General features: G+C 69.8%; 19 protein-coding genes. 8 read left to right on the top strand and 11 right to left on the bottom strand.

All coding sequences use genetic code 11. The features are described from left to right. Nucleotides 1–150 precede the first annotated feature (150 nt). Nucleotides 151–762 carry a TetR/AcrR family transcriptional regulator gene (locus ACQ859_RS13425; protein ID WP_431266194.1) on the bottom strand — a complete coding sequence of 204 codons (612 nt, stop codon included), beginning with the start codon at nt 760–762 and terminating at the stop codon, nt 151–153. 123 nt (nt 763–885) lie between these two features. Between ACQ859_RS13425 and ACQ859_RS13420 the strand changes: the two genes are divergently transcribed. Further along, complete coding sequence (locus ACQ859_RS13420) at nt 886–2,211, top strand: outer membrane protein transport protein (protein ID WP_431266193.1); 1,326 nt, start codon at nt 886–888, stop codon at nt 2,209–2,211. A 179-nt stretch (nt 2,212–2,390) separates the two neighbouring features. Here ACQ859_RS13420 and ACQ859_RS13415 read toward each other — a convergent pair whose 3' ends face one another. Beyond that, nucleotides 2,391–2,882 (bottom strand): Lrp/AsnC family transcriptional regulator, encoded by a 492-nt coding sequence (locus ACQ859_RS13415; protein WP_331613542.1) that lies wholly within the window; start codon nt 2,880–2,882, stop codon nt 2,391–2,393. Nucleotides 2,883–3,028: 146 nt separating this feature from the next. Here ACQ859_RS13415 and ACQ859_RS13410 point away from each other — a divergent pair, with 146 nt between their 5' ends. Beyond that, entirely contained in the window at nt 3,029–3,661 is a 633-nt protein-coding gene (locus ACQ859_RS13410; protein ID WP_431266192.1) for a LysE family translocator, read from the top strand. A 42-nt stretch (nt 3,662–3,703) separates the two neighbouring features. On the opposite strand, the gene ACQ859_RS13405 is transcribed toward ACQ859_RS13410, so the two are convergent. From ACQ859_RS13405 to ACQ859_RS13365, 9 genes are all read right to left on the bottom strand, one after another. Further along, complete coding sequence (locus ACQ859_RS13405; RefSeq protein WP_431266191.1) at nt 3,704–4,456, bottom strand: ABC transporter ATP-binding protein; 753 nt, start codon at nt 4,454–4,456, stop codon at nt 3,704–3,706. Beyond that, nucleotides 4,453–5,397: an ABC transporter permease gene (locus tag ACQ859_RS13400; RefSeq protein WP_431266190.1), complete on the bottom strand. Its 945-nt coding sequence runs from the start codon at nt 5,395–5,397 to the stop codon at nt 4,453–4,455. The genes ACQ859_RS13405 and ACQ859_RS13400 overlap by 4 nt, the downstream gene beginning before the upstream one ends. A gap of 13 nt (nt 5,398–5,410) precedes the next feature. Then, nucleotides 5,411–6,427 carry an aliphatic sulfonate ABC transporter substrate-binding protein gene (locus tag ACQ859_RS13395; RefSeq protein WP_431266189.1) on the bottom strand — a complete coding sequence of 339 codons (1,017 nt, stop codon included), beginning with the start codon at nt 6,425–6,427 and terminating at the stop codon, nt 5,411–5,413. Continuing rightward, nucleotides 6,424–8,010 (bottom strand): LLM class flavin-dependent oxidoreductase, encoded by a 1,587-nt coding sequence (locus tag ACQ859_RS13390; RefSeq protein ID WP_431266188.1) that lies wholly within the window; start codon nt 8,008–8,010, stop codon nt 6,424–6,426. Before ACQ859_RS13390 ends, ACQ859_RS13395 begins: the two co-directional genes overlap by 4 nt. Continuing rightward, nucleotides 8,007–8,822: a MetQ/NlpA family ABC transporter substrate-binding protein gene (locus tag ACQ859_RS13385; protein WP_431266187.1), complete on the bottom strand. Its 816-nt coding sequence runs from the start codon at nt 8,820–8,822 to the stop codon at nt 8,007–8,009. Before ACQ859_RS13385 ends, ACQ859_RS13390 begins: the two co-directional genes overlap by 4 nt. A gap of 97 nt (nt 8,823–8,919) precedes the next feature. Beyond that, a complete protein-coding gene (locus ACQ859_RS13380; protein WP_431266186.1) occupies nt 8,920–9,594 on the bottom strand; it encodes a methionine ABC transporter permease in 675 nt (224 codons plus the stop codon). Continuing rightward, on the bottom strand, nt 9,587–10,492 hold the full coding sequence (locus ACQ859_RS13375; protein ID WP_431266185.1) for a methionine ABC transporter ATP-binding protein: 906 nt from the start codon (nt 10,490–10,492) through the stop codon (nt 9,587–9,589). The genes ACQ859_RS13380 and ACQ859_RS13375 overlap by 8 nt, the downstream gene beginning before the upstream one ends. Nucleotides 10,493–10,506: 14 nt before the next feature. Then, nucleotides 10,507–11,769, bottom strand: coding sequence for an acyl-CoA dehydrogenase family protein (locus ACQ859_RS13370; protein ID WP_431266184.1), 1,263 nt, complete (start codon nt 11,767–11,769; stop codon nt 10,507–10,509). A 120-nt stretch (nt 11,770–11,889) separates the two neighbouring features. Then, on the bottom strand, nt 11,890–12,108 hold the full coding sequence (locus ACQ859_RS13365; protein WP_431266183.1) for a hypothetical protein: 219 nt from the start codon (nt 12,106–12,108) through the stop codon (nt 11,890–11,892). 154 nt (nt 12,109–12,262) lie between these two features. On the opposite strand from ACQ859_RS13365, the gene ACQ859_RS13360 reads away from it, so the two are divergent. The 6 genes from ACQ859_RS13360 (at nt 12,263) to ACQ859_RS13335 (ending at nt 19,356) form a co-directional block, all read left to right on the top strand. After that, nucleotides 12,263–12,976: a response regulator transcription factor gene (locus ACQ859_RS13360; protein ID WP_431266182.1), complete on the top strand. Its 714-nt coding sequence runs from the start codon at nt 12,263–12,265 to the stop codon at nt 12,974–12,976. 27 nt (nt 12,977–13,003) lie between these two features. After that, nucleotides 13,004–14,503, top strand: coding sequence for a sensor histidine kinase (locus ACQ859_RS13355; RefSeq protein WP_431266181.1), 1,500 nt, complete (start codon nt 13,004–13,006; stop codon nt 14,501–14,503). A 364-nt stretch (nt 14,504–14,867) separates the two neighbouring features. After that, a complete protein-coding gene (locus tag ACQ859_RS13350; protein WP_431266180.1) occupies nt 14,868–16,067 on the top strand; it encodes a maltoporin in 1,200 nt (399 codons plus the stop codon). 120 nt (nt 16,068–16,187) lie between these two features. Then, the gene (locus tag ACQ859_RS13345) at nt 16,188–17,441 is read left to right on the top strand and encodes an ABC transporter substrate-binding protein (RefSeq protein WP_431266179.1); all 1,254 of its coding nucleotides are present in this window, start codon (nt 16,188–16,190) and stop codon (nt 17,439–17,441) included. Nucleotides 17,442–17,573: 132 nt separating this feature from the next. Then, on the top strand, nt 17,574–18,452 hold the full coding sequence (locus ACQ859_RS13340; protein ID WP_431047177.1) for a carbohydrate ABC transporter permease: 879 nt from the start codon (nt 17,574–17,576) through the stop codon (nt 18,450–18,452). 58 nt (nt 18,453–18,510) lie between these two features. Then, nucleotides 18,511–19,356: a carbohydrate ABC transporter permease gene (locus ACQ859_RS13335; protein ID WP_431266539.1), complete on the top strand. Its 846-nt coding sequence runs from the start codon at nt 18,511–18,513 to the stop codon at nt 19,354–19,356. Nucleotide 19,357: the final 1 nt, after the last annotated feature.

The following is a 19,357-nucleotide window of genomic DNA, read 5'->3' as shown; positions in this document are numbered from 1 at the left end:
AGCAGGAACCGCCTCATTCTGCGAACCGCCCCTCCCTCGCCGAACGAAGGAGATCGCCGATGCTTAGGCGCTTTGCGGCTATGGCCGCCCGCTTCACCCGATCCGCCGCGACTGCCGCGCGAGCGGACCTCCGATGTTCACCCCCGAGGGTCAGCCCTTGTTCCGCTTGCGAGCGGGTGTCGCCGGCTTCTCCGCCGGTGCGAGCGCCGCCAGGATCTCCTCGCGGCAGGTGCCCAGGATCTCATCCGCCAGCGGCGAGTCGTCCGGGCAGGCGCGTGACATGACGATCGCGCCGACCGCGCACGCGAACAGGCTGAGCCCCTTGGCGCGCACCTCGTCGGCGTTCGCGTTCTCCAGGACGGTGCCCTCGAGGTTCAGAGCGGCCAGCAGGCGCTCGATGCCCTCGGCGAAGGTGGTGCGCACGGCCTCGGGCTGACGCGAGGCATCGCCCCCGAGCGCCGCCATCGTGCATCCCATCGCCGGCATGTCGCGGTGCTCGCGCGACAGATAGAAGCGGGCGAAGTCCGCCGCCGTCATGCCGGCGGTCTGCTCCGCGGTCTGCGCGATGCCGCAGGCCGCCGACTCCGCCATCAGCTCGGCCTTGGACTGGAACTGCTTGTAGAAGCCGCCATGCGTGAAGCCGGCCGCGGCCATCAGGTCGACGACGCCGACGCCGTCGTACCCGCGCTCACGAAACACGCTGGACGCCGTCCGGACCACGTGTTCCCGGTTGGCCTGCGCCTGTGCCTTGCTGACTTTCATCTGTCGCCGTGCCTGTGGATGCGTGCGAGACGGTCACTATACATAGATGCCGATCATCATTTAAACGTTGACTTTTTGGATGACAAACATAATCATTGAAGTCCAAAGACAGGAGACAGACGAATGAAGTTGCTCGAGGTCCATGCCCGCTCGCTGCTCGTGCTGGTGACAGGTCTTGCCTGCGCCGGCATCGGCCACGCCGCGGCCTTCAAGCTCAAGGAGCAGAGCGCCGCCGGCCAGGGACGCGCCTTCGCGGGATCGATCAGCGAAGGCGGGGATGCCTCGGTGATCGCCAACAACCCCGCGGCCATGACCCTGCTCGATGGACGGCTGATCCAGGCGGATGCGGCCGTGGTGACCTATTCGGCGAAGTTCGACGGCTCGGGCCGGGATGCGCTGGGCCGCCCCTTGTCGGGCGGCAACGGTGGCGATGCGGGGCAGACCGCGGTGATCCCCTCGCTGTACTTCCACACGCCGGTGACGGACCGGATCCATCTGGGCTTCTCCGTGACCGCCCCGTTCGGATTCAAGACCGAATACGACGACGGATGGGTCGGCCGCTACCAGGGCGTCAAGACCTCGCTGAAGGTGATCGATGCCGGCGTGTCCGGCGCCTACAAGGTCAATGAGGTCCTGTCGCTGGGCGCCTCGGTGTTCGCGGAACGCCTGGACGTCAAGCTGCGCAATGCCGTCGACTTCGGCGCGCAACTCGCCGCTGCGCGGGTGCCGGGCTTCCTGCCCACCAGCGCGGACGGCAGCCTCGATGTCGAAGGCGACAACACGGAGGTCGGCTACACCCTGGGCGCCCTGCTGCGCCCCGCCGACGGCACGACGGTGGGCCTGGCCTACCGCTCCGAGGTGAGGCACAAGGCGAAGGGCGCGGACGTGCGCTTCTCGATTCCCACTGCGGCCAACGCGGTGCTGTCGGTGGCGGCGCCCAACACCTTCGTGAACACGACGGCGGACACCGAACTGACGATGCCGGCGTCGTGGACGCTCAGCGTCAGCCAGCGGCTGAGTCCGCAATGGACGGTGATGGCGGACTACTCGCGCACCTCGTGGAGCAAGTTCGACAAGGTGGTCCTGGACTTCGCCTCGAACCTGCCCAACCAGACGCTGGACTTCGGCTATCGCGATTCGTCGTTCTACTCGGTGGGCACGGAGTACCGGATGAACGACGCCTGGACTTTCCGCGGCGGCTTCGCCTACGACCAGACGCCGGTCACCGACGCGGTGCGCGACGTGCGCGTTCCCGACGTCAGCCGCCGCTGGCTGTCGCTCGGCGCGACCTGGCGCGCCAGCAAGCAATTCGCCTACAGCGTGGGGTACACGCACCTGTTCATCAAGGACACCAGCGTCAACCTGACATCGCCCTCCGCGAGCACCCTGCAGGGTTCGTACAAGGTGGGCAGCGACATCCTGGCGGTCTCCGCCCAATACAGCTTCTAGGCGGGCCGCCGACCGCGGCGCTCGCTCCGGTTCGCGCTGGTCTCGCCAGCGCGAATCACGATCCAGGGGTTGTCGTGCGTTCGGCACACGACCCATTCGCCTCGGACGGCAACGTCCGGGGCGTTTTTTATCGCCTGCAGACTCGGGGACTTCGGGGACTTCGGGGACCGCGGCCCGCGCTACTGCGTTGCCTGCGGCAGATGCCCGAGCGGCATCTCCGTCTGCGCCTTGACCGTGGCGATCGCGAAGTTGCTGCGGATGTCGCTGACGCCGGGCAGCTTGAGCAGCACGCCGAGCAGGAACTGCTCGTAAGCCGGCAGGTCGGTCACCACCACCTGCAGCAGGAAGTCCGATTCGCCCGAGACGAGGTGGCAGGAGACCACCTCCGGCAACTGCGCGACGGCCTCGCGGAAAGCCGTCGAGGTCACGTCCTGATGGCGCTCCACCCGCACGCCGACGAACACCGTCAGGCCCAACCCGACCCCGGCCCGGTCCAGGTTGGCGTGATAGCCGCGGATGACGCCGGCCTCCTCGAGCAGGCGCACGCGGCGCAGGCAGGGCGACGGCGACAGGCCGACCTCCTCCGCCAGTTGCACGTTGGTCAGGCGGGCGTCCCGCTGGAGCGCGGCGAGGATCCGTCGATCCAGGTTGTCGAGTTTCAACATTGGCACGAAATCAATCCGGCGAAGTCATTTCCAGCAGAGTATGCCAATAGCAGCGAGATCGACGACGCACTTCGCAATGCATCCGTGGTCGAGCCTCGATAAAGTTCCGGCGTTGCTCAACTTCACGGCGAACGGCTCGGCGGCTCACGGTCATGGCGAATCTCGGAGTTTTCATCGGCGCGCTGGTCGCCGTCTATCTGGTCCCCGGGCCGGACATGGTCCTGGTGCTGCAGACCGCCAGCACGCAAGGCCGCCGGCAGGCGCTGGCGACCGCCATCGGCCTGGGCGCCGCCCGCGCCGCCCACGTCACCTTGGCCGCCATCGGTCTGGCCGCACTGCTCAAGGCGGTGCCCTGGGCCTTCGAACTCGTGCGCATCGTCGGCGTGGTCTACCTGGTGTGGCTGGGCCTCAAGCTCGCGCGGGCCTCGAGCCTGACGGCCGACATGGACGACAACACGGTCGCGTCGTCTTCCCGCGCCTACCGCGCCGCCATGTGGCGCGGCCTGCTGACCAACATCACCAATCCCAAGGCCCTGCTGTTCTGCTCGGTGCTGCTGCCGCAGTTCGTGGACGCCGGCGTCGGGCCCGTGGGCATGCAGTTCCTCGTGCTGGGCGTCGTGCTGGTGGCACTCGGCCTGGCGTTCGACATCCTGTATGCGTTCGTGGGCGGCGCCATGCGGCAGTGGATGCAGCGACGGCCCTTCGCGGAGACGCTGCAGCGCTGGACCTTCGCCGCCATGCTCATCGGATTCGGCGCGCGGCTGGCGGTCGCGGCGCGGCCGTAGCAGGACCCGGGACCGGGATCAGCGCAGAGATCAGCGCAAAGGTCAGGACAGGCGTTCCAGTTCCCGCAGCACCTCGCCGCGCAGGTCCGCCACCGCCGCGCTCCCGCGCCCGCGCGGATGCACCAGCGGCACCTCGATGCGCCGCACGATGCGGCCCGGCGCTGCGCCCAGCACGAGCACACGGTCGGCCAGCAGCACCGCCTCCTCCACGTCGTGCGTGACCAGGATCAGGCTGGTGCCATGTCTTGCCGCGACCTCGCGCACGAGGTCCTGCAGCCGCATGCGCGTGAATGCGTCCAGCGCGGAGAACGGCTCGTCGAGCAGCAGCACGCGCGGACGCGTGTAGAGCGCCCGGGCGATCGCCGCGCGCTGCGCCTGGCCGCCGGAGAGCTGGCGCGGCAGCGCCTCGCCGAGTTCGCCCAGGCCGACCTCGCGCAGCAGCGTCTCCACCCAGGCTTCGTCGTGGCCCTGGCCGAGGTCGAAGCCGACGTTCTCCGCCACCGTCAGCCACGGGAACAGCCGCGGCTCCTGGAACACGACGCCGATGTCGCGGTCCGGTCCGCGCCGCGTGCGACCGTCGAGCCGGACCTCACCGTCGAAGTCCGGATCCAGCCCCGCCGCGATGCGCAGCAGCGTGCTCTTGCCGCAACCGCTCGCACCGACGAGGCCGAGCACCTCACCCGCGCCGAGGTCGAAGTGGACGTCCTGCAGGACAGGCAGCCGTCCGCCGCCGTCGCCGCCCTCGTTGTTGCGGGCGAAGCGCTTGGCGCGCACGGACACGGTCAACAGGCTCATGCGTGGCCTCCGAAGCTGTCGCGCCAGTGCAGCGCGCGTTGTTCCACCGCGGCCATCAGGCTGTCGGTCAGTTTTCCGAGCAGCGCCAGCAGCACGATCGCCGCCATCACCAGGTCCGCACGGCCGGTCTCGCGGCCGTCGGTCAGCAGGTAGCCCAGACCGCGGCTGGCCGCGATCAGTTCGGCGGCGACCATGAACATCCACGCAAGGCTGAGCCCGTTGCGCAGGCCGGTAAGCAACGCCGGCAGCGCCGCCGGCAGCAGCACGCGGCGCGCGAGCGCCACGCGGCCGAGTCCGCGCAGGCGCGCGACCTCCACCAGCTTGCGGTCCACGTCGCGGAAGCCTGAGGACACGCCCATGTAGACGGGGAAGAAGGCGCCGATCGCGATCAACGCGATCTTGGAGGCCTCGTCGATGCCGAGCCAGAGCAGCAGCAGCGGGACCCACGCAAGCGAGGGAATGGCCCGCAGTGCCTGGAAGCTCGGCGTCAGCACCGCCGCGGCCAGGCCCGACAGGCCGACCAGCGCGCCGAACAGCACCGCCAGCACCGCGCCCAGCGCGAAGCCGCCCGCCACGCGCAAGGTGCTCGCGAGGACGTGTTGCGTCAGTTGCCCGTCGCGCAGCATCTGCGCCAGCGCCGCGGCGACGTCGCTCGGCGCCGGCAGCAGGTTGGGCGCGATCCAGCCGAATCGCACTGCGGCTTCCGCCAACGCAAGCACCGCCACCGGAGGCAACGCGCCGAGTAGCCACGTCGGCCACTGCCACGCAGTCTGCGGGCGCACCGATCGCTTCGCGCCACCCGCCTCCGGCAGGTCAACGCCGCCGCCAGCCGATGGCCTGCGAGTCGCCGTCGCCGATTGTTCCGGCAGAACCGGACCGAGCGACGAGACGGCGCGTGCGATGAGGTCGGGATCGGCGCTCACGGCTCTGGTCTCCGTCATGGTCGCTGCGGGGTCAGGTCTTGATCAGGCCGTTGGCGAAGCGCGTGTCGACCAGCTCCGCGATCGTGCGGTTCAGGTCCACGCCGGGCTTCACGAGCTGCTCCGCCGTCAGGATCGGCGCGGCGGCCTGCAGCGCCTTCACATGCTCGTCCGACGGCTGCGGGTGCGAGAAGTCGCTGCGCAGCTTCACCTGCAGCAGGGCCACCGGCAGGCTGACCTTGGCCTCTTCGGACAGGATCTTGGCGGCATCCGACGGATTCGCGATCGTCCAGGCACGCGCCCGCTCGTAGGCCGCGATCACGCGCTTCACCGTCTGCGGACTGCGATTCAGGAACTCCTCGCGGACATTCAGGAAACCGTAGGTGTTGAAGCCGACGTTGCGGTACAGCAGCTTCGATCCGGCATCGAGCTCGCTTGCCGCCATCAGTGGGTCGAGTCCGGCCCACGCATCGACGCGTCCCTGCTCCAGCGCCGCGCGGCCGTCGGCATGCTGGAGCGCGACATGCTCGATGTCGCCGCGCTTCAGCCCGACCGTGTGCAGCGCGCGCAGCAGGAAGAGGTAGGGATCGGTGCCCTTGGTCGCCGCGATCTTCCTGCCCTTCAGATCCGCGAGCGAGCGGATGCCCGAGTCCGGACGCACCACCAACGCGGTCCATTCGGGGCGCGAGAAGATGTAGGGCGCGCGGATCGGATTGCCGTTGGCGCGCGCCAGCAGCGCGGCCAGGCCGGCCGTGGAGCCGATGTCGATGCTGCCGGCGTTGAGGTACTCCAGCGCCCGGTTGCTGCCGGCGCTCAGCACCCAGCGGACCGCCGTGCCGTCCTTCGCGAGGTCTTCCTCCAGCCAGCCGAAGCGGCGCAGCACCAGGCTGGTCGGCGAGTAGTAGGCGTAGTCGAGCTTCAGCTCCTTCGGCGCGGCGGCGCCTTGGGCGCGCAGCGGGCCGGCAGCCAGTCCGGCCGCGAGGCCGGCGCCGATCACCAGTGCGTCGCGCCGCGTGGGATGGTTGTTCTTCGAATCAGTCTTGCGGGTCATGCGACGGGCTCCGTCAGGGGAATGTCCAGGGAGGTGAGCGTGGGACCGCGGCCGTCGGGGGACGTCGACGCCGCGGAGGAGGCGGAGGCCGGGTGGACGTCGTCGTCGGCGTCGGCAACCGGCTCGCCGAGGCGGACGCGCCGTCCGGCATGCGTGGGCTTGAGGCCATCTCCGTCGCCGAACAGGCGCGCACGCAAGGTCTTCGGCGCGGCGGCGATGTCGGCGCCCTCGCCCACCTCGGGCCGGTAGCGGCCCCGTCGGCGCAGTTCGGGCACCACGAGATCGACGACATCGCGGAAGGTCTCGTGCGCCAGCGCGAAGGCCAGGTTGAAACCGTCGAGGCCGGTGGCGTCCTGCCAGGCGATGAGTTGATCGGCGATCTCCGAGGGATCGCCGACGAAGACAGGCCCTCGCCCGCCCAGGCCGATGAAGGCGGCCGCTTCGCCGACCGTCCAGCGCCGCGTCGGATCCGCACTGCTGAACGAGGCCAGCGCCGTGCGGCCCGCCTGCGTGTCGAGGTAGTCGATCGTGGCGTCCAGCGGATAACGGCTGAAGTCGACGCCGGTCCAGCCCGAGAGCAAGGCCAGCGCGGCCTCGATGTCGATGTGGGACTTCAGGTCCTCATGCTTCGCATGGGCCTCGGCGCGGGTCGGCGCGGTGATGATCAGCGCCTGGCCGTAGATCAGCACGTCGTCGCACGAGCGGCCCGACCCGGCGACCGCGTCGCGCAGGCCGTTCACGTAGCCCTTCACGACGGACGTGCTGGGACCGCTCACGAAGACGCACTCCGCATGCCGGCCGGCGAAGGCGCGACCACGGCTCGACGTGCCGGCCTGGAACAGCACCGGCGTGCGCTGCGGCGACGGCTCGCAGAGATGCACGCCGGGCACGCGGTAATGCTCGCCGCGGTGGTGGATCGCATGGACCTTGGCCGGGTCCGTGAACACGCGGCCCGCCTTGTCGCGCTTGACCGCGCCGTCCTCCCAGCTGAGTTCCCAGAGCTTGTAGACGACGTCGAGGTACTCGTCGGCCAGGTCGTAGCGCTCGTCGTGCGCGCGCTGCCCCGTGTGACCGAGGTTGCGCGCCGCGCTGTCGAGGTAGCCGGTGACGATGTTCCAGCCGATGCGGCCGCGCGTCAGGTGATCGAGCGTCGAGATGCGCCGCGCGAAGCTGTACGGCGGCTCGTAAGTCAGCGCCACCGTGACGCCGAAGCCGAGGTGCTTCGTCACCGACGCCATCAGCGGCACCAGCGCCAGCGGGTCGTTGAGCGGCACCTGCACCGCGTGACGCAGGGCCGCGTCAGGCGATCCTCCGTGCACGTCGTACACGCCCAGCACGTCGGCCAGGAACACGCTGTCGAAGCCGCCGCGCTCCAGCAGCCGCGCCAGCTCGACCCAGTACTCCGGCTCGGTGTAGCGATGTGACTCGTCGCGTGGGTGCGTCCACAGCCCGGGCGACTGGTGCCCCACCGTGTTCATCGCGAAGGCGTTGAAGCGCACGGGCTTCGCCGCCACGTTGCCGTTCGCCGCGCTCAAGCCGTCCGCCGCAGTTGCCGCGTCGGATCGCGGGTCGCCCGCGCTCATTGCAGGAACGCCGGCCGCGCGTAGCCGGGGAACTTCTGCACCAGCACCGCCTTGAACTCCGGTGCGCGGAAGGCATCCGTCAGCGCCAGGGTCCACGGCGCCTGCTTGTCCTTGGCCTTGACCGCCAGCACCAGCATGTAGTGGTCGGGCGTCTTCTCCAGCAGCAGCGCGTCGGTCAGCTTCAGCCCGCTGGAGATCGCGAAGTTGCCGTTGACGATCGCGTACTCCGCGTCGTCCAGCGTGCGCGGGATCTGCGCCGCCTCGATCGGCTGCAGCTTGAGGTTGAGCGGGTTGCTGGCGATGTCCTTCTCCGTCACGCGGATCGGATCGGCGCCGGGCTTGAGCGTCAGCAGCTTCTGGTCGGCCAGCAGCGCCAGGCCGTGCGCCAGGTTGGCCGGATCGTTGGCCAGCGTGATGCGGTCGCCCGGCTTCACGTCGGCCAGGCTCTTGCGCTTCTTCGAGTAGATCCCGAACGGCGCCATCGGACCCTGCACCACGTCCACGATGTCCAGCTTGCGGTCCTCACGGAAGCGGTTGAGGTAGGTGATGTGCTGGAAGAAGTTGGCGTCGAGAGCGCCCTGCGCCAGCGCGATGTTGGGCTGCACGTAGTCGTTGAACTCCACCAGCTTGACCGTGTAGCCGCGCTTCTCCAGCAGCGGCTTGATGCCCTGGCGCAGCACCTCGATGTTGGAGCCGGCGGTCGCGCCGATGGTGATCTCCTTCTTGTCCTGCGCGTGGACGACGGGCGCGAGGAAGGCGGCGGCGGAGGCGGTGAGCGCGAGGGCCAGCAGCGTGCGGCGGGCGAGTGTCATCGGGAAGTCCTTGGAGGTCCGGGAGGTAGGGGAATACAACGGATGGAACGGCGGGAAGCCCAGGAGGCGCGGGCGATGTGGACGGTTTGGGCGCAGCTCAGCGCTTGTCGAGCCGCCGCGCCACGCGCTGCCCGGTGAACTGGATCAGCTGCACGAGCACGACGAGGATCGCGACCGTCAGCACCATGACGTCGGTCTGGAAGCGGTAGTAGCCGTAGCGGATCGCGAGGTCGCCGATGCCGCCGCCGCCGACCACGCCGGCCACCGCCGAGTACGACAGGAAGCTGATCGCCAGCACCGTCAGCGCGCCCACCAGGCCGGCACGCGCCTCGCGCACCAGCACGCGCAACACGATCTGCGTCTCGGACGCGCCCATCGCGTGCGCCGCCTCGATCACGCCGCGCGGCACCTCGCGCAGGCACTGCTCGACCAGGCGCGCGAAGTACGGGATCGCCGCGAAGGACAGCGGCACCGCCGCGGCCAGCGGACCGATGGAGGTCCCCGCGACCACGCGCGTGATCGGCACCAGCGCGACCAGCAGGATGATGAAGGGGAAGCTGCGCACGGTGTTCACCACCGCGTTGATCAGCCGATGCAGCAGGCCCGCGCCGCGATGGCCCGACAACGACTGGCCCGGACTGAGCAGGAACAGCAGCACGCCCAGCGGGCCGCCGAACAGTACCGCCGCGCCCAGACCGATGGCGAGCATCAGGCCCGTCTGGCCCAGTGCGACCCAGATCTCGGGCAGCAGCCCGACGAGGTTCTCAAACATGGCGGACCTCCCGGCGTCCGATCGCCGCGATGACCTCGGACGTGGCCAGCGCCGAGGCCTCCAGCGCGGCGAGGTTCGCCGCCTGGCGCTGCAGTCGCGCGAGCTCCAGGCCCAGCGGCGAGCTCGCGACACGCACCGCGTCGACGACGTCGAACTGCTCGACCAGCCGGCCGTCCGCGATGACTGCCGCGCGCCGGCACAGCGCCTGCACGACCTCGAGTTCATGCGTGACGATCACGATCGTGACGCCCAGGCGCGCGTTGATGTCGGCCAGCGTGGCGAGCAGCTCGCGCGTGGTCTCGGCGTCGAGCGCCGAGGTGGGTTCGTCGCACAGCAGCACGTCGGGCTGCGGCGCCAGCGCCCGCGCGATCGCGACGCGCTGCTTCTGCCCGCCGCTGAGTTGCGCCGGGTACTGGTCGGCCTTGTCGGTCAGGCCGACCAGCGCCAGGCATTCGGCGACGCGGTCGGCGATCTCGCGGCGGGAGCGGCCGGCATGCAGTTGCAGCGGGAAGGCGACGTTCTCCGCCGCGGTCGCGTTCTGCAGCAGGTTGAACTGCTGGAAGATCATCCCGAGCCGTTGCCGCTCGCGGCGGAGCGCCGCTGACTTCAGCGCGGTCAGCTCGCGACCGGCGACATGCACCCGGCCCGCTTCAGGACGCTCGAGCAGGTTGATCAGCCGCAGCAGCGTGGACTTTCCCGCGCCGCTCTTGCCGATCAGGCCGAGGATCTCGCCGGAGCGCACCGACAGGCTCACGTCGCGCACGGCCTCGAAGCGCCGCCCGTCGGGCAGCGCGAAGGATTTCGACACGCCGTCGAGGCGGATCAACGGATCGGCCTTCGGATCGGCCTTCAGGTCAGTCTTCGGGTCGATGTTCGGATCGTCGGTCGGGTCGCTCATGGGCCGCTCCCCGATCAGGAGTAAGCGGTCGGATCGGGGATCCGGCCATCGAGGAAGAAGCGGCCCAGGTCGCGCAGCTTGTAGTCGACCGGGTCGTGCAAGGTGTGCACGCGCGCATTGCGCCAGAAGCGGTCGAGCCCGAACTCGGCGGACGTGCTGCGCGCGCCGGTCAGCTCGAACAGCTGGCTGCCGACCTCCACGCCGGCGCGGTGCGCGAGCACCTTGGCCTCGGCGCCCGCCAGCGCGACCTCGCCGCGCTCCTGCGCGGTCAGCGCGTCGCCGCGCTCCAGCGCGCGCCGCAGCAGGTCGACGGCGTCCGCGGACACGGCCTGCGCCGCCCTCACCTTCAGCCACAGGTCGCCATAGCGGTGCTGCACCAGCGGGTCGTCGACCGCGCGGGACACGCCCGACGCCGGCCAGGCCCGGCCGCGCGTCGCGGTGTAACGGCGCGCCTCGTCGAAGGCGCCCTCGCCGAGGCCCAGGTAGAGGTGGGTCATGACCAGTTGAGCGATCTGCGAGCGCAGCGTCGCGCGCGGCGTCGGACTCTGGCCCGGCACCTGCAGCAGTTCGTCGTCGTCCAGCCGCACCGCGTCGAAGCGCACCGTGCCGCTGTCCGTCTGGCGCTGGCCGAAGGCATCCCAGTCCTGCTCGACGCGGACGCCCTCGCGCCGCGTCGGCACGATGCCGATCAGGAAGGCGCCCTCGCCGGTCGTCGCGGACACCGTGAGCCGGTCGGAGCCCAGCGCGCCCGAGCAGAAGCTCTTCACGCCATCGAGGCGCCAGCCGGCGCCGTCACGCGTCGCGGTCAGCCGCGTGTCGGCGGGATTCAGCGCATTGCCCCAGAACAGGCGCTGCTCGGCGGTCTCGCGCAGGTGACGCGCGCCGTGCGCCGTCGCCGCCGGGCCGCCGTACAGCGACACGCCGTAGAGCTGCAGGTGGTGGAAGGCCAGCACATGCGCCAGCGCGCTATCGACGCGGGCGATCCGGCGCACGGCCTCGAAGAATTCGGGGATGCCGCCGCCCAGACCGCCGTGCGCCTCGGGAATCGTCAACGCGAGCAGGCCGCTGGCGCGGATCAGCTCGCGCTGCTCGGCGGCGTGACCGCCCTCGCGGTCGCGTTGCACGGCGGTGGCGGCCAGCTGCTCGACGACGCGGTCAAGACCCGGCCCCAGGAGCTGGGTCAGCGCGGATGAGGCGTGGGCGTCGGCGTCGGCGGCGCGGGGATCGGAAGAGGTCGGGGAGGCGTCGTCAAGACGCCGCAGCACGGGAGCGGTCATCGGCGGGGGAACTCGGGGGCGGCAAACCGCGATGGCGCCGAGTGTTCCTGTCCGACCGCGCGGACCGAAGCGAGAAATTCGTCTGTGCTTATGCGGTGCCCGGCACCGCGCGGCGCCGGTTCAGCCGCCGACGGGCCAGTTGCAATCCGTCTTGGCCGCCTGCGCGTTGCTCTGGATGCCGACTTCCTGCGACATCAGCAGGCGCATCCGCTGCGCGCATTGCTCGATGTGACGCTTGTCGGGATGCCACGGCCCCGCCGCGTCCCCGCTGCTCTGCAGGTTCGCGTTCTTGGTGTAGACGACGCGCCAGAGCGTCTGCTTGAGGTCACTGGCTTGCATGGCGGGAGTATTCGAAACGCCCGCGCGTCGCGCGAGAGGGCATCGTCCTCACCGCGTGTCAGGCGTTGCCCTACATCGGGGCCTTCCGTGCCAGAGTGGCGCCCCGGGCTTGCCCCAAGCCAGTGCGCACGGCCGGGCTGTTAATCTTCCATTCATGAACCTGCTGCTCGCCGAAGACGACGCGATCCTGGCCGACGCCCTGTGCGAACAGATGCGGGCCAGCGGCTTCTCCGTGGAGCATGCGCCCAACGGCGCGGTGGCGCAGTACCTGCTCGCCAAACAGCAATTCGACGTGGTGGTGCTGGACCTCGGCCTGCCGATGGTGGGCGGCATCGAGGTGCTGCGCCAGCTGCGCCAGACCGATGCCTCGCTGCCGGTGCTGATCCTGACGGCGCTGGACAGTCTGGAGGACCGCGTCGCCGGCCTGAACGCCGGGGCCGACGACTACCTGACCAAGCCCTTCGACTTCCCCGAGCTGGAGGCCCGGCTGCGCGCGCTGCTGCGCCGCAGCCGCGCGCTGAAGGCCAGCACCGAACTGGGTCAGCTCAGCATGCAGCGCGAGACCCGCAGCGCGCAGGTGCGCGGCGAGATGCTGGAACTCAGCCCGCGCGAGTTCGACCTGCTCGACCTGCTGCTCACCCACCAGGGCCGGGTGATCACGAAGGAGCAGATCAACCAGGCCTGGGCGGGCGACCGCAACGGGGCCGGCGCCGGCGCCGCCAACGGGGCGGGCAGCGCGGACAGCGGCGCGGCGACCAACGCGGTGGAGGTCTACATCCACCGCCTGCGCCGCAAGCTCGAAGGCTCGCAGGTCGCCATCCGCACCGTGCGCGGCCTGGGCTACCTGCTGGAGCTGGAACGCGCCTGAGGCGCCCCCTGCCCCGGCACCCTCCCGATGGCCCCCTCCCGCTTCTCGCTCAAGCGCCAGCTGCTGCTGTGGCTGCTCCTGCCGCAGCTCGTGCTGTGGCTGGCGGGCGCGGTCTTCAGCTACCGCCTCGCGGGCCGTTATGCCAACGAGGCCGTCGACGCCACGCTGCTGCAGGCCACGCGCTCGCTCGCGCGCCAGGTCAAGCCGATGGGCAACGGGCTGCTGATCGACTTCCCGCGCGCCGCCCAGGACGTGCTCGAGGCCGACCCCAGCGACAAGCTGCTCTACACGGTCAGCTCCCCGCCGGGCAAGTTCATCCTCGGCAACCGCAACCTGCCCAGCCCGCCCGCGATGCCGGCGGAGCCGCCGCTGGGCCTGGCGCAGTTCTACGACGGCGAGCTCGACGCCGACGGGGCCCGCACCGCCTCGCCGGTGCGCGTCGCCGCGCTGTACCTGCAGTTCGGCGAGAACCCGCGGGCCCAGCAGACGATGCTGGTGCAGGTGGCGCGCTCCAGCGCCAACCGCGAGCTGCTCGCGCGCCGGCTGCTGATCGACACGATGCTGCCGCTGTCGATCCTGATCGTGCTGATGAGCATGGTCGTGTGGGCCGGCGTCGGCGCGGGCCTCGCGCCGATCGCGCGGCTGCGCCGGCTGGTCGAGGGCCGCAAGCCCAACGACCTGCGCCCCATCGAGCTCGACGCCGCGCCGCAGGAGCTGCGCTCGCTGGCGCAGGCGATCAACGACCTGCTCGAGGCCGTGCGCCACAATGTCCAGGGCCAGCGCCGCTTCATCAGCGACGCCGCCCATCAGCTGCGCACGCCGCTGGCCGGACTCAAGAGCCAGAGCGAACTGGCGCTGGCCGAGGCGCCGCCCGGGCCGCTGACGATGCGGCTGGCCCGCGTGCACGAGAGCGCCACGCGCAGCGCCCACCTGGTCAACCAGCTGCTGGCGCTGGCGCGCACCGAGCCGGAGTCCCTGACGCGGCAGACGCCGGTGCGCTTCGACCTCGGCCGGCTCGCCCGCGAAGTCACCGCCGAGCTGGTGCCGCGCGCGCTCCAGCAGAACGTGGACCTGGGCTACGACGGCCCCGACTGCGATCCGGAGTGCGCCTCCGCCTCGCAACTCGACGAGCCCCTCACCGAGCCCCGCGCGCCCGGCCTGGCCCAGGCGCAGGAGGACCGCCCCGTCGAGGTCACCGGCATCCCGCTGCTGCTGCGCGAGGCGTTGGTCAACCTCGTCGACAACGCGCTGCGCTATGCGGGACGCGGCGCCCGCGTCACCGTGCAGGTGCGCGGCGAGGCCGACCGGGCCGAACTGGTCGTCACCGACAACGGCCCCGGCATCCCGGAGGACCTGCGGGAGCAGGTCTTCGAACGCTTCTTCCGCGCCACCCACGAGGGCAACGGCTGCGGACTCGGCCTGGCGATCGTCAAGGAGATCGTCGAGCGCCACGGCGGCCGCATCGCGCTGTCGACCGCCCGGCCGCGCGGCCTGCGCGTCTCGATGAGCCTGCCGCTGGCGACCTGAACGGGGACACGGCGGCACCGCCCGCGCGTCGTCTCCCGTCGGCCTCGGCAAGACCTGTCACCGATCCAAGTCCGCAAGGCGGCGCGCTTCGCGGCGGGATCCCCTGCGTGGCCCGTCCCGTGACCCGTCGCGTGGTCCGCAGACCGTTTTGCACCAGGACGGCGCTCATGAACCATCAGTCGCCCGAAACAGCTACAGACCGCCCGAAAACCGTCCGTGGCGTGCACCACAACGCTAGTGGTAAGCACCAATATAGTTTCATTAATGAATTATTAAAGTTCAGCCCGCATGCAAGAAAGATAAACGTCCGATTAACGGCGGCACGCCCGGAGCGCCGTTGAGCGGAGACAACCGGAGACTGACCATGACCCGCACCTCGCGCTTGCGCACCACCACGCTGTCGACGCTGTCGGCAGCCGCCGGCCTGCTGATGGCCGCCGGATCCGCCCACGCCCTCGACTACACCGGCTACTTCCGCGCCGGCCCCGGCGGCACCACCGACGGCGGCGCCAGCCGCGCCTGCTACGCCCTCAACGGCGGCACCAGCGGCATGAAGTACCGCCTCGGCAACGAGTGCGACATCTACGGCGAATTCCAGCTCGCCCAGGGCTTCAAGAAGGACGGCATCGACTACAAGGTCGTGCTGATGACGGACTACTTCAATCCGCATTCGGACGCGGACGACGCCAAGCACCTGCGCCTGGCGCAGATGTACGCCGAGGCCAAGGGCTTCGACTTCGCCCCCGAGGCCACCGTCTGGGCCGGCAAGGAACGCGGCCGCCGCGGCGACGTCCACATCGTCGACACCTACTTCACCGAGATGGCCGGCATCGGCGCGGGCTTCAAGGGCCTCAACGTCGGTCCGGGCAAGCTCGGCGTCGCGTACTACACCAACGACAAGGACAACAACCAGCGTCCGGCCCACCGCGGCAACGTCGAGTACGTCGACATCAACTCCAATACCGACGGTACGCTGGCCTTCTTCGGCACCGCCACCAAGTCGCAGTTCGCCGGCGGCACCAACGGCTGGGGCCTGACCGCCAAGCATGTGCAGGCCAAGCTGTTCGGCTCGTCGTTCAACAACGTGCTGTGGCTGCAGTACGCGCAGGGCTCCACCGGCCTGAACTCCAACTTCGGCAACCAGACCGACACCTCCGCGGCCAAGAAGTTCCGCGTCGTCGAATCGGTGAACTTCCAGGAAGGTGCCTGGGGCGGCATGGGCATGCTGCTGTGGGCCAACGAGAAGGACAACGCCGGCAAGGCCACGGTGTCCACCTCGGTCGGCGGACGCCTGTCCTACGGCGTCACCCGCAACTTCAAGCTGCTGGGCGAAGCCGGCGTGTCGCAGTACAAGCCGGACGGCGGCCAGCGCGCCCGCCTGACCAAGGTGACCTTCGCCCCGACGCTGTCCACCGGCCCGGCGCTGATGGACCGCCCGGAGTTCCGCCTCTACGTCACCCACGCCAAGTGGAACAAGGCCGCCGGCAACGTGACCGGCGTGGAAGGCTACAACGGCGAAACCTCGGGCACCAGCTTCGGCGCCCAGGTGGAAGTCTGGTTCTGACCTGACGTCGTCACCGGCCGGACGAGGCCCCGGGCGCCTGGCGCCCCGCCTCCTCCGGCATCCCATGACAACATCACACGCATTGCCCGACGCCCTTCGAGTCGGGATGGAGACAACGGAATGATGAAGCTCAAGCAACTGTCCCAGGCCGCCGCGCTGTGCGCGCTGATGGCCGCCGGCGCGGCCCAGGCCGGCGAGGTCGAGGTCCTGCACTGGTGGACCAGCGGCGGCGAGGCCAAGGCCGCCACCGCCCTGAAGGCCACGCTGCAGAAGCAGGGCCACACGTGGAAGGACTTCGCGGTCGCCGGCGGTGGCGGCGACTCCGCGATGACGGTGCTGAAGTCGCGCGTGGTGTCGGGCAACGCGCCGGCCGCGGCGCAGATCAAGGGCCCGTCGCTGCAGGAATGGGCGGCCGAAGGCGTGCTGACCAACGTCGACGCCGTGGCCAAGGCCGGCAAGTGGGACGAGGTGATCCCGCCGGTGGTCGCCAACATCATGAAGTACCAGGGCCACTACATCGCCGCGCCGGTCAACGTGCACCGCGTGAACTGGCTGTGGGTCAACCCCGAGGCGCTGAAGAAGGCCAACGCCAAGCTGCCCACGACCTGGGACGAGTTCTTCGTCACCGCCGAGGCGCTGAAGAAGGCCGGCATCATCCCGGTCGCGCACGGCGGCCAGAACTGGCAGGACTTCACCACCTTCGAATCGGTGGCGCTGGGCGTCGGCGGCGCGGACTTCTACAAGAAGGCGCTGGTGCAGCTCGACCCGGCCACGCTGACCGGTCCGCAGATGGAGAAGGTGCTGGCCACCTTCAAGCGCATCAAGGACTACACCGACAAGAACGCGTCGGGCCGCGACTGGAACCTGGCCACCGCGATGGTGATCAAGGGCGAGGCCGGCATGCAGCTGATGGGCGACTGGGCCAAGGGCGAGTGGGTCGCCGCGGGCAAGACGCCGGGCAAGGACGTGCTGTGCGTCGCCGCGCCGGGCACGCAGAAGGCCTTCACCTTCAACATCGACTCCTTCGCGCTGTTCAAGCTGAAGAACGCCGCCAACGAGAAGGCCCAGCAGGACCTGGCCTCGACGCTGATGTCGCCCAGCTTCCAGGAGCTGTTCAGCCTGAACAAGGGCTCGATCCCGGTGCGCACCGACGTCAAGATGGACAACTTCGACGACTGCGCCAAGCTGTCCGCGAAGGACTTCGCCGCCGACGCCAAGGCCGGCACGCTGGTGCCCTCGATCGCCCACGGCATGGCCGTGCCGTCCGCCGCCGAAGGCGCGATGAAGGACGTCGTGAGCCAGTTCTGGAACAGCGACAAGATGACGGCCAAGGACGCGCAGGCGAAACTGGCGGCCGCCGCCAAGACGAAGTAAGCGCAGCGACCGTCGCCGGCGTCGTCAACGATGCCGGCGACGTCGGCCCCGAGGGGGCGGACCGACCGGACCGCCCCCGCTCCGTTTCCCCCGACGCGCCCCCGCGGCGCGTCCTCAGGTCCGCTCCCACGCATGTCCGCTTCCCGAGCCCCCCGCAGTCCCTGGCTTCCCAAGCTGGTGGTCGCGCCGACCTTCCTCGTCTCCTTCCTCTTCATCTACGGCCTGATGGCGTGGAACGGCTACCTGTCGCTGTCCGCGTCGCGGCTGCTGCCGAACTACGAGTTCGTCGGCCTGGACCAGTACCGCGCGCTGTTCGACAACGAGCGCTGGTGGCTGGCGCTGACCAACCTCGGCATCTTCGGCGGGCTGTTCATCGGCGGCGCGATGGCCGTGGGCCTGCTGCTGGCCATCCTGCTGGACCAGAAGATCCGCGGCGAAGGCGTGCTGCGCACGGTGTACCTGTACCCGATGGCGCTGTCCTTCATCGTGACCGGCACCGCGTGGAAGTGGATCCTCAACCCCGGCCTCGGCATCGAGCACCTGATGCAGCAGTGGGGCTTCGAGAACTTCAGCTTCGGCTGGCTGGTCGACCCCGACATGGCCATCTACTGCGTCGTCATCGCCGGCGTGTGGCAGTCGGCGGGCTTCGTGATGGCGCTGTTCCTGGCGGGACTGCGCGGCATCGACGACTCGATCATCAAGGCCGCGCAGGTCGACGGCGCCTCGCTGCCGCGCATCTACTGGCGCATCATCATCCCGACGCTGCGGCCGGTGTTCTTCTCGACCCTGATGGTCGTGGCGCACATCGCCATCAAGAGCTTCGACCTGGTGATGGCGCTGACCGCGGGCGGCCCCGGCTACGCCACCGACCTGCCGGCGACCTTCATGTACACGATGGCGTTCTCGCGCGGCCAGATCGGCCTGGGCGCGGCCAGCGCCACGGTGATGCTGGCCACGATCGCGGCCATCGTCGTGCCCTACCTCTATTCCGAGCTCCGCTCGAAGCAGTAAGCGAGCGCCGCGTCATGAGTACCCTCACCTCCCCCCGTCCCCCTCGCGGGCCCGCAGCCTGACCGTGCAGCGCCTGCTGCTGTGGGCCGTGCTGCTGGTGTTCGCCTTCTTCTTCCTGCTGCCGCTGTACGTGATGGTCAGCACCTCGCTCAAGGGCATGGACGAGGTGCGCAACGGCACGCTGCTGTCGGTGCCGATGGCGCCGTCGCTGGACGCCTGGTCCAAGGCCTGGACCAGCGCCTGCACCGGCACCGACTGCGGCGGCCTGAAGCCCTTCTTCATGAACTCGGTGCTGATGGTCGTGCCGGCGGTGCTGATCTCCACCGCGCTGGGCGCGATCAACGGCTACGTGCTGACCAAGTGGCGCTTCCGCGGCAGCGAGCTGCTGTTCGGGCTGCTGCTGTTCGGCGTGTTCATGCCGATGCAGGTCGTGCTGCTGCCGATGAGCCAGGTGCTGGGCACGCTGGGCATCGCCAGCTCGGTGTGGGGCCTGATCCTGGTCCACATCCTGGCCGGCATGCCGTCCACGACGCTGTTCTTCCGCAACTACTACGCCGGCCTGCCCGACGAGCTGATCAAGGCGGCGACGCTGGACGGCGCCTCCTTCTTCCAGATCTTCTGGCGCATCGTGGTGCCGCTGTCCACGCCCATCCTGGTCGTGACGCTGATCTGGCAGTTCACCTCGATCTGGAACGACTTCCTGTACGGGGTGGTGTTCTCCGGGGCCGACAGCAAGCCGATCACGGTCGGGCTGAACAACCTGGCCAACACGTCCAGCTCCGTCAAGGAATACAACGTGGACATGGCCGCGGCGCTGATCGCCGCACTGCCGACGCTCGTGGTCTACGTGGTCGCGGGCAAGTATTTCGTGCGTGGGCTCACCGCCGGCGCCGTCAAGGGTTAAG

Origin of the sequence: Roseateles chitinivorans (genome assembly GCF_050632235.1) — a bacterium.
Classification (GTDB): Bacteria; Pseudomonadota; Gammaproteobacteria; order Burkholderiales; family Burkholderiaceae_C; genus Roseateles; species Roseateles chitinivorans_A.
Note: the sequence above shows the minus strand (reverse complement) of the source record. Positions and strands in the feature narration are given on the sequence as shown.

Excerpts from the sequence above, each read along its gene's own strand:
- ACQ859_RS13425 (WP_431266194.1), bottom strand. The coding sequence starts at position 762 with ATGAAAGTCAGCAAGGCACAGGCGCAGGCCAACCGGGAACACGTGGTC.
- ACQ859_RS13420 (WP_431266193.1), top strand. The coding sequence starts at position 886 with ATGAAGTTGCTCGAGGTCCATGCCCGCTCGCTGCTCGTGCTGGTGACA.
- ACQ859_RS13410 (WP_431266192.1), top strand. The coding sequence starts at position 3,029 with ATGGCGAATCTCGGAGTTTTCATCGGCGCGCTGGTCGCCGTCTATCTG.
- ACQ859_RS13405 (WP_431266191.1), bottom strand. The coding sequence starts at position 4,456 with ATGAGCCTGTTGACCGTGTCCGTGCGCGCCAAGCGCTTCGCCCGCAAC.
- ACQ859_RS13400 (WP_431266190.1), bottom strand. The coding sequence starts at position 5,397 with ATGACGGAGACCAGAGCCGTGAGCGCCGATCCCGACCTCATCGCACGC.
- ACQ859_RS13395 (WP_431266189.1), bottom strand. The coding sequence starts at position 6,427 with ATGACCCGCAAGACTGATTCGAAGAACAACCATCCCACGCGGCGCGAC.
- ACQ859_RS13390 (WP_431266188.1), bottom strand. The coding sequence starts at position 8,010 with ATGAGCGCGGGCGACCCGCGATCCGACGCGGCAACTGCGGCGGACGGC.
- ACQ859_RS13385 (WP_431266187.1), bottom strand. The coding sequence starts at position 8,822 with ATGACACTCGCCCGCCGCACGCTGCTGGCCCTCGCGCTCACCGCCTCC.
- ACQ859_RS13380 (WP_431266186.1), bottom strand. The coding sequence starts at position 9,594 with ATGTTTGAGAACCTCGTCGGGCTGCTGCCCGAGATCTGGGTCGCACTG.
- ACQ859_RS13375 (WP_431266185.1), bottom strand. The coding sequence starts at position 10,492 with ATGAGCGACCCGACCGACGATCCGAACATCGACCCGAAGACTGACCTG.
- ACQ859_RS13370 (WP_431266184.1), bottom strand. The coding sequence starts at position 11,769 with ATGACCGCTCCCGTGCTGCGGCGTCTTGACGACGCCTCCCCGACCTCT.
- ACQ859_RS13365 (WP_431266183.1), bottom strand. The coding sequence starts at position 12,108 with ATGCAAGCCAGTGACCTCAAGCAGACGCTCTGGCGCGTCGTCTACACC.
- ACQ859_RS13360 (WP_431266182.1), top strand. The coding sequence starts at position 12,263 with ATGAACCTGCTGCTCGCCGAAGACGACGCGATCCTGGCCGACGCCCTG.
- ACQ859_RS13355 (WP_431266181.1), top strand. The coding sequence starts at position 13,004 with ATGGCCCCCTCCCGCTTCTCGCTCAAGCGCCAGCTGCTGCTGTGGCTG.
- ACQ859_RS13350 (WP_431266180.1), top strand. The coding sequence starts at position 14,868 with ATGACCCGCACCTCGCGCTTGCGCACCACCACGCTGTCGACGCTGTCG.
- ACQ859_RS13345 (WP_431266179.1), top strand. The coding sequence starts at position 16,188 with ATGATGAAGCTCAAGCAACTGTCCCAGGCCGCCGCGCTGTGCGCGCTG.
- ACQ859_RS13340 (WP_431047177.1), top strand. The coding sequence starts at position 17,574 with ATGTCCGCTTCCCGAGCCCCCCGCAGTCCCTGGCTTCCCAAGCTGGTG.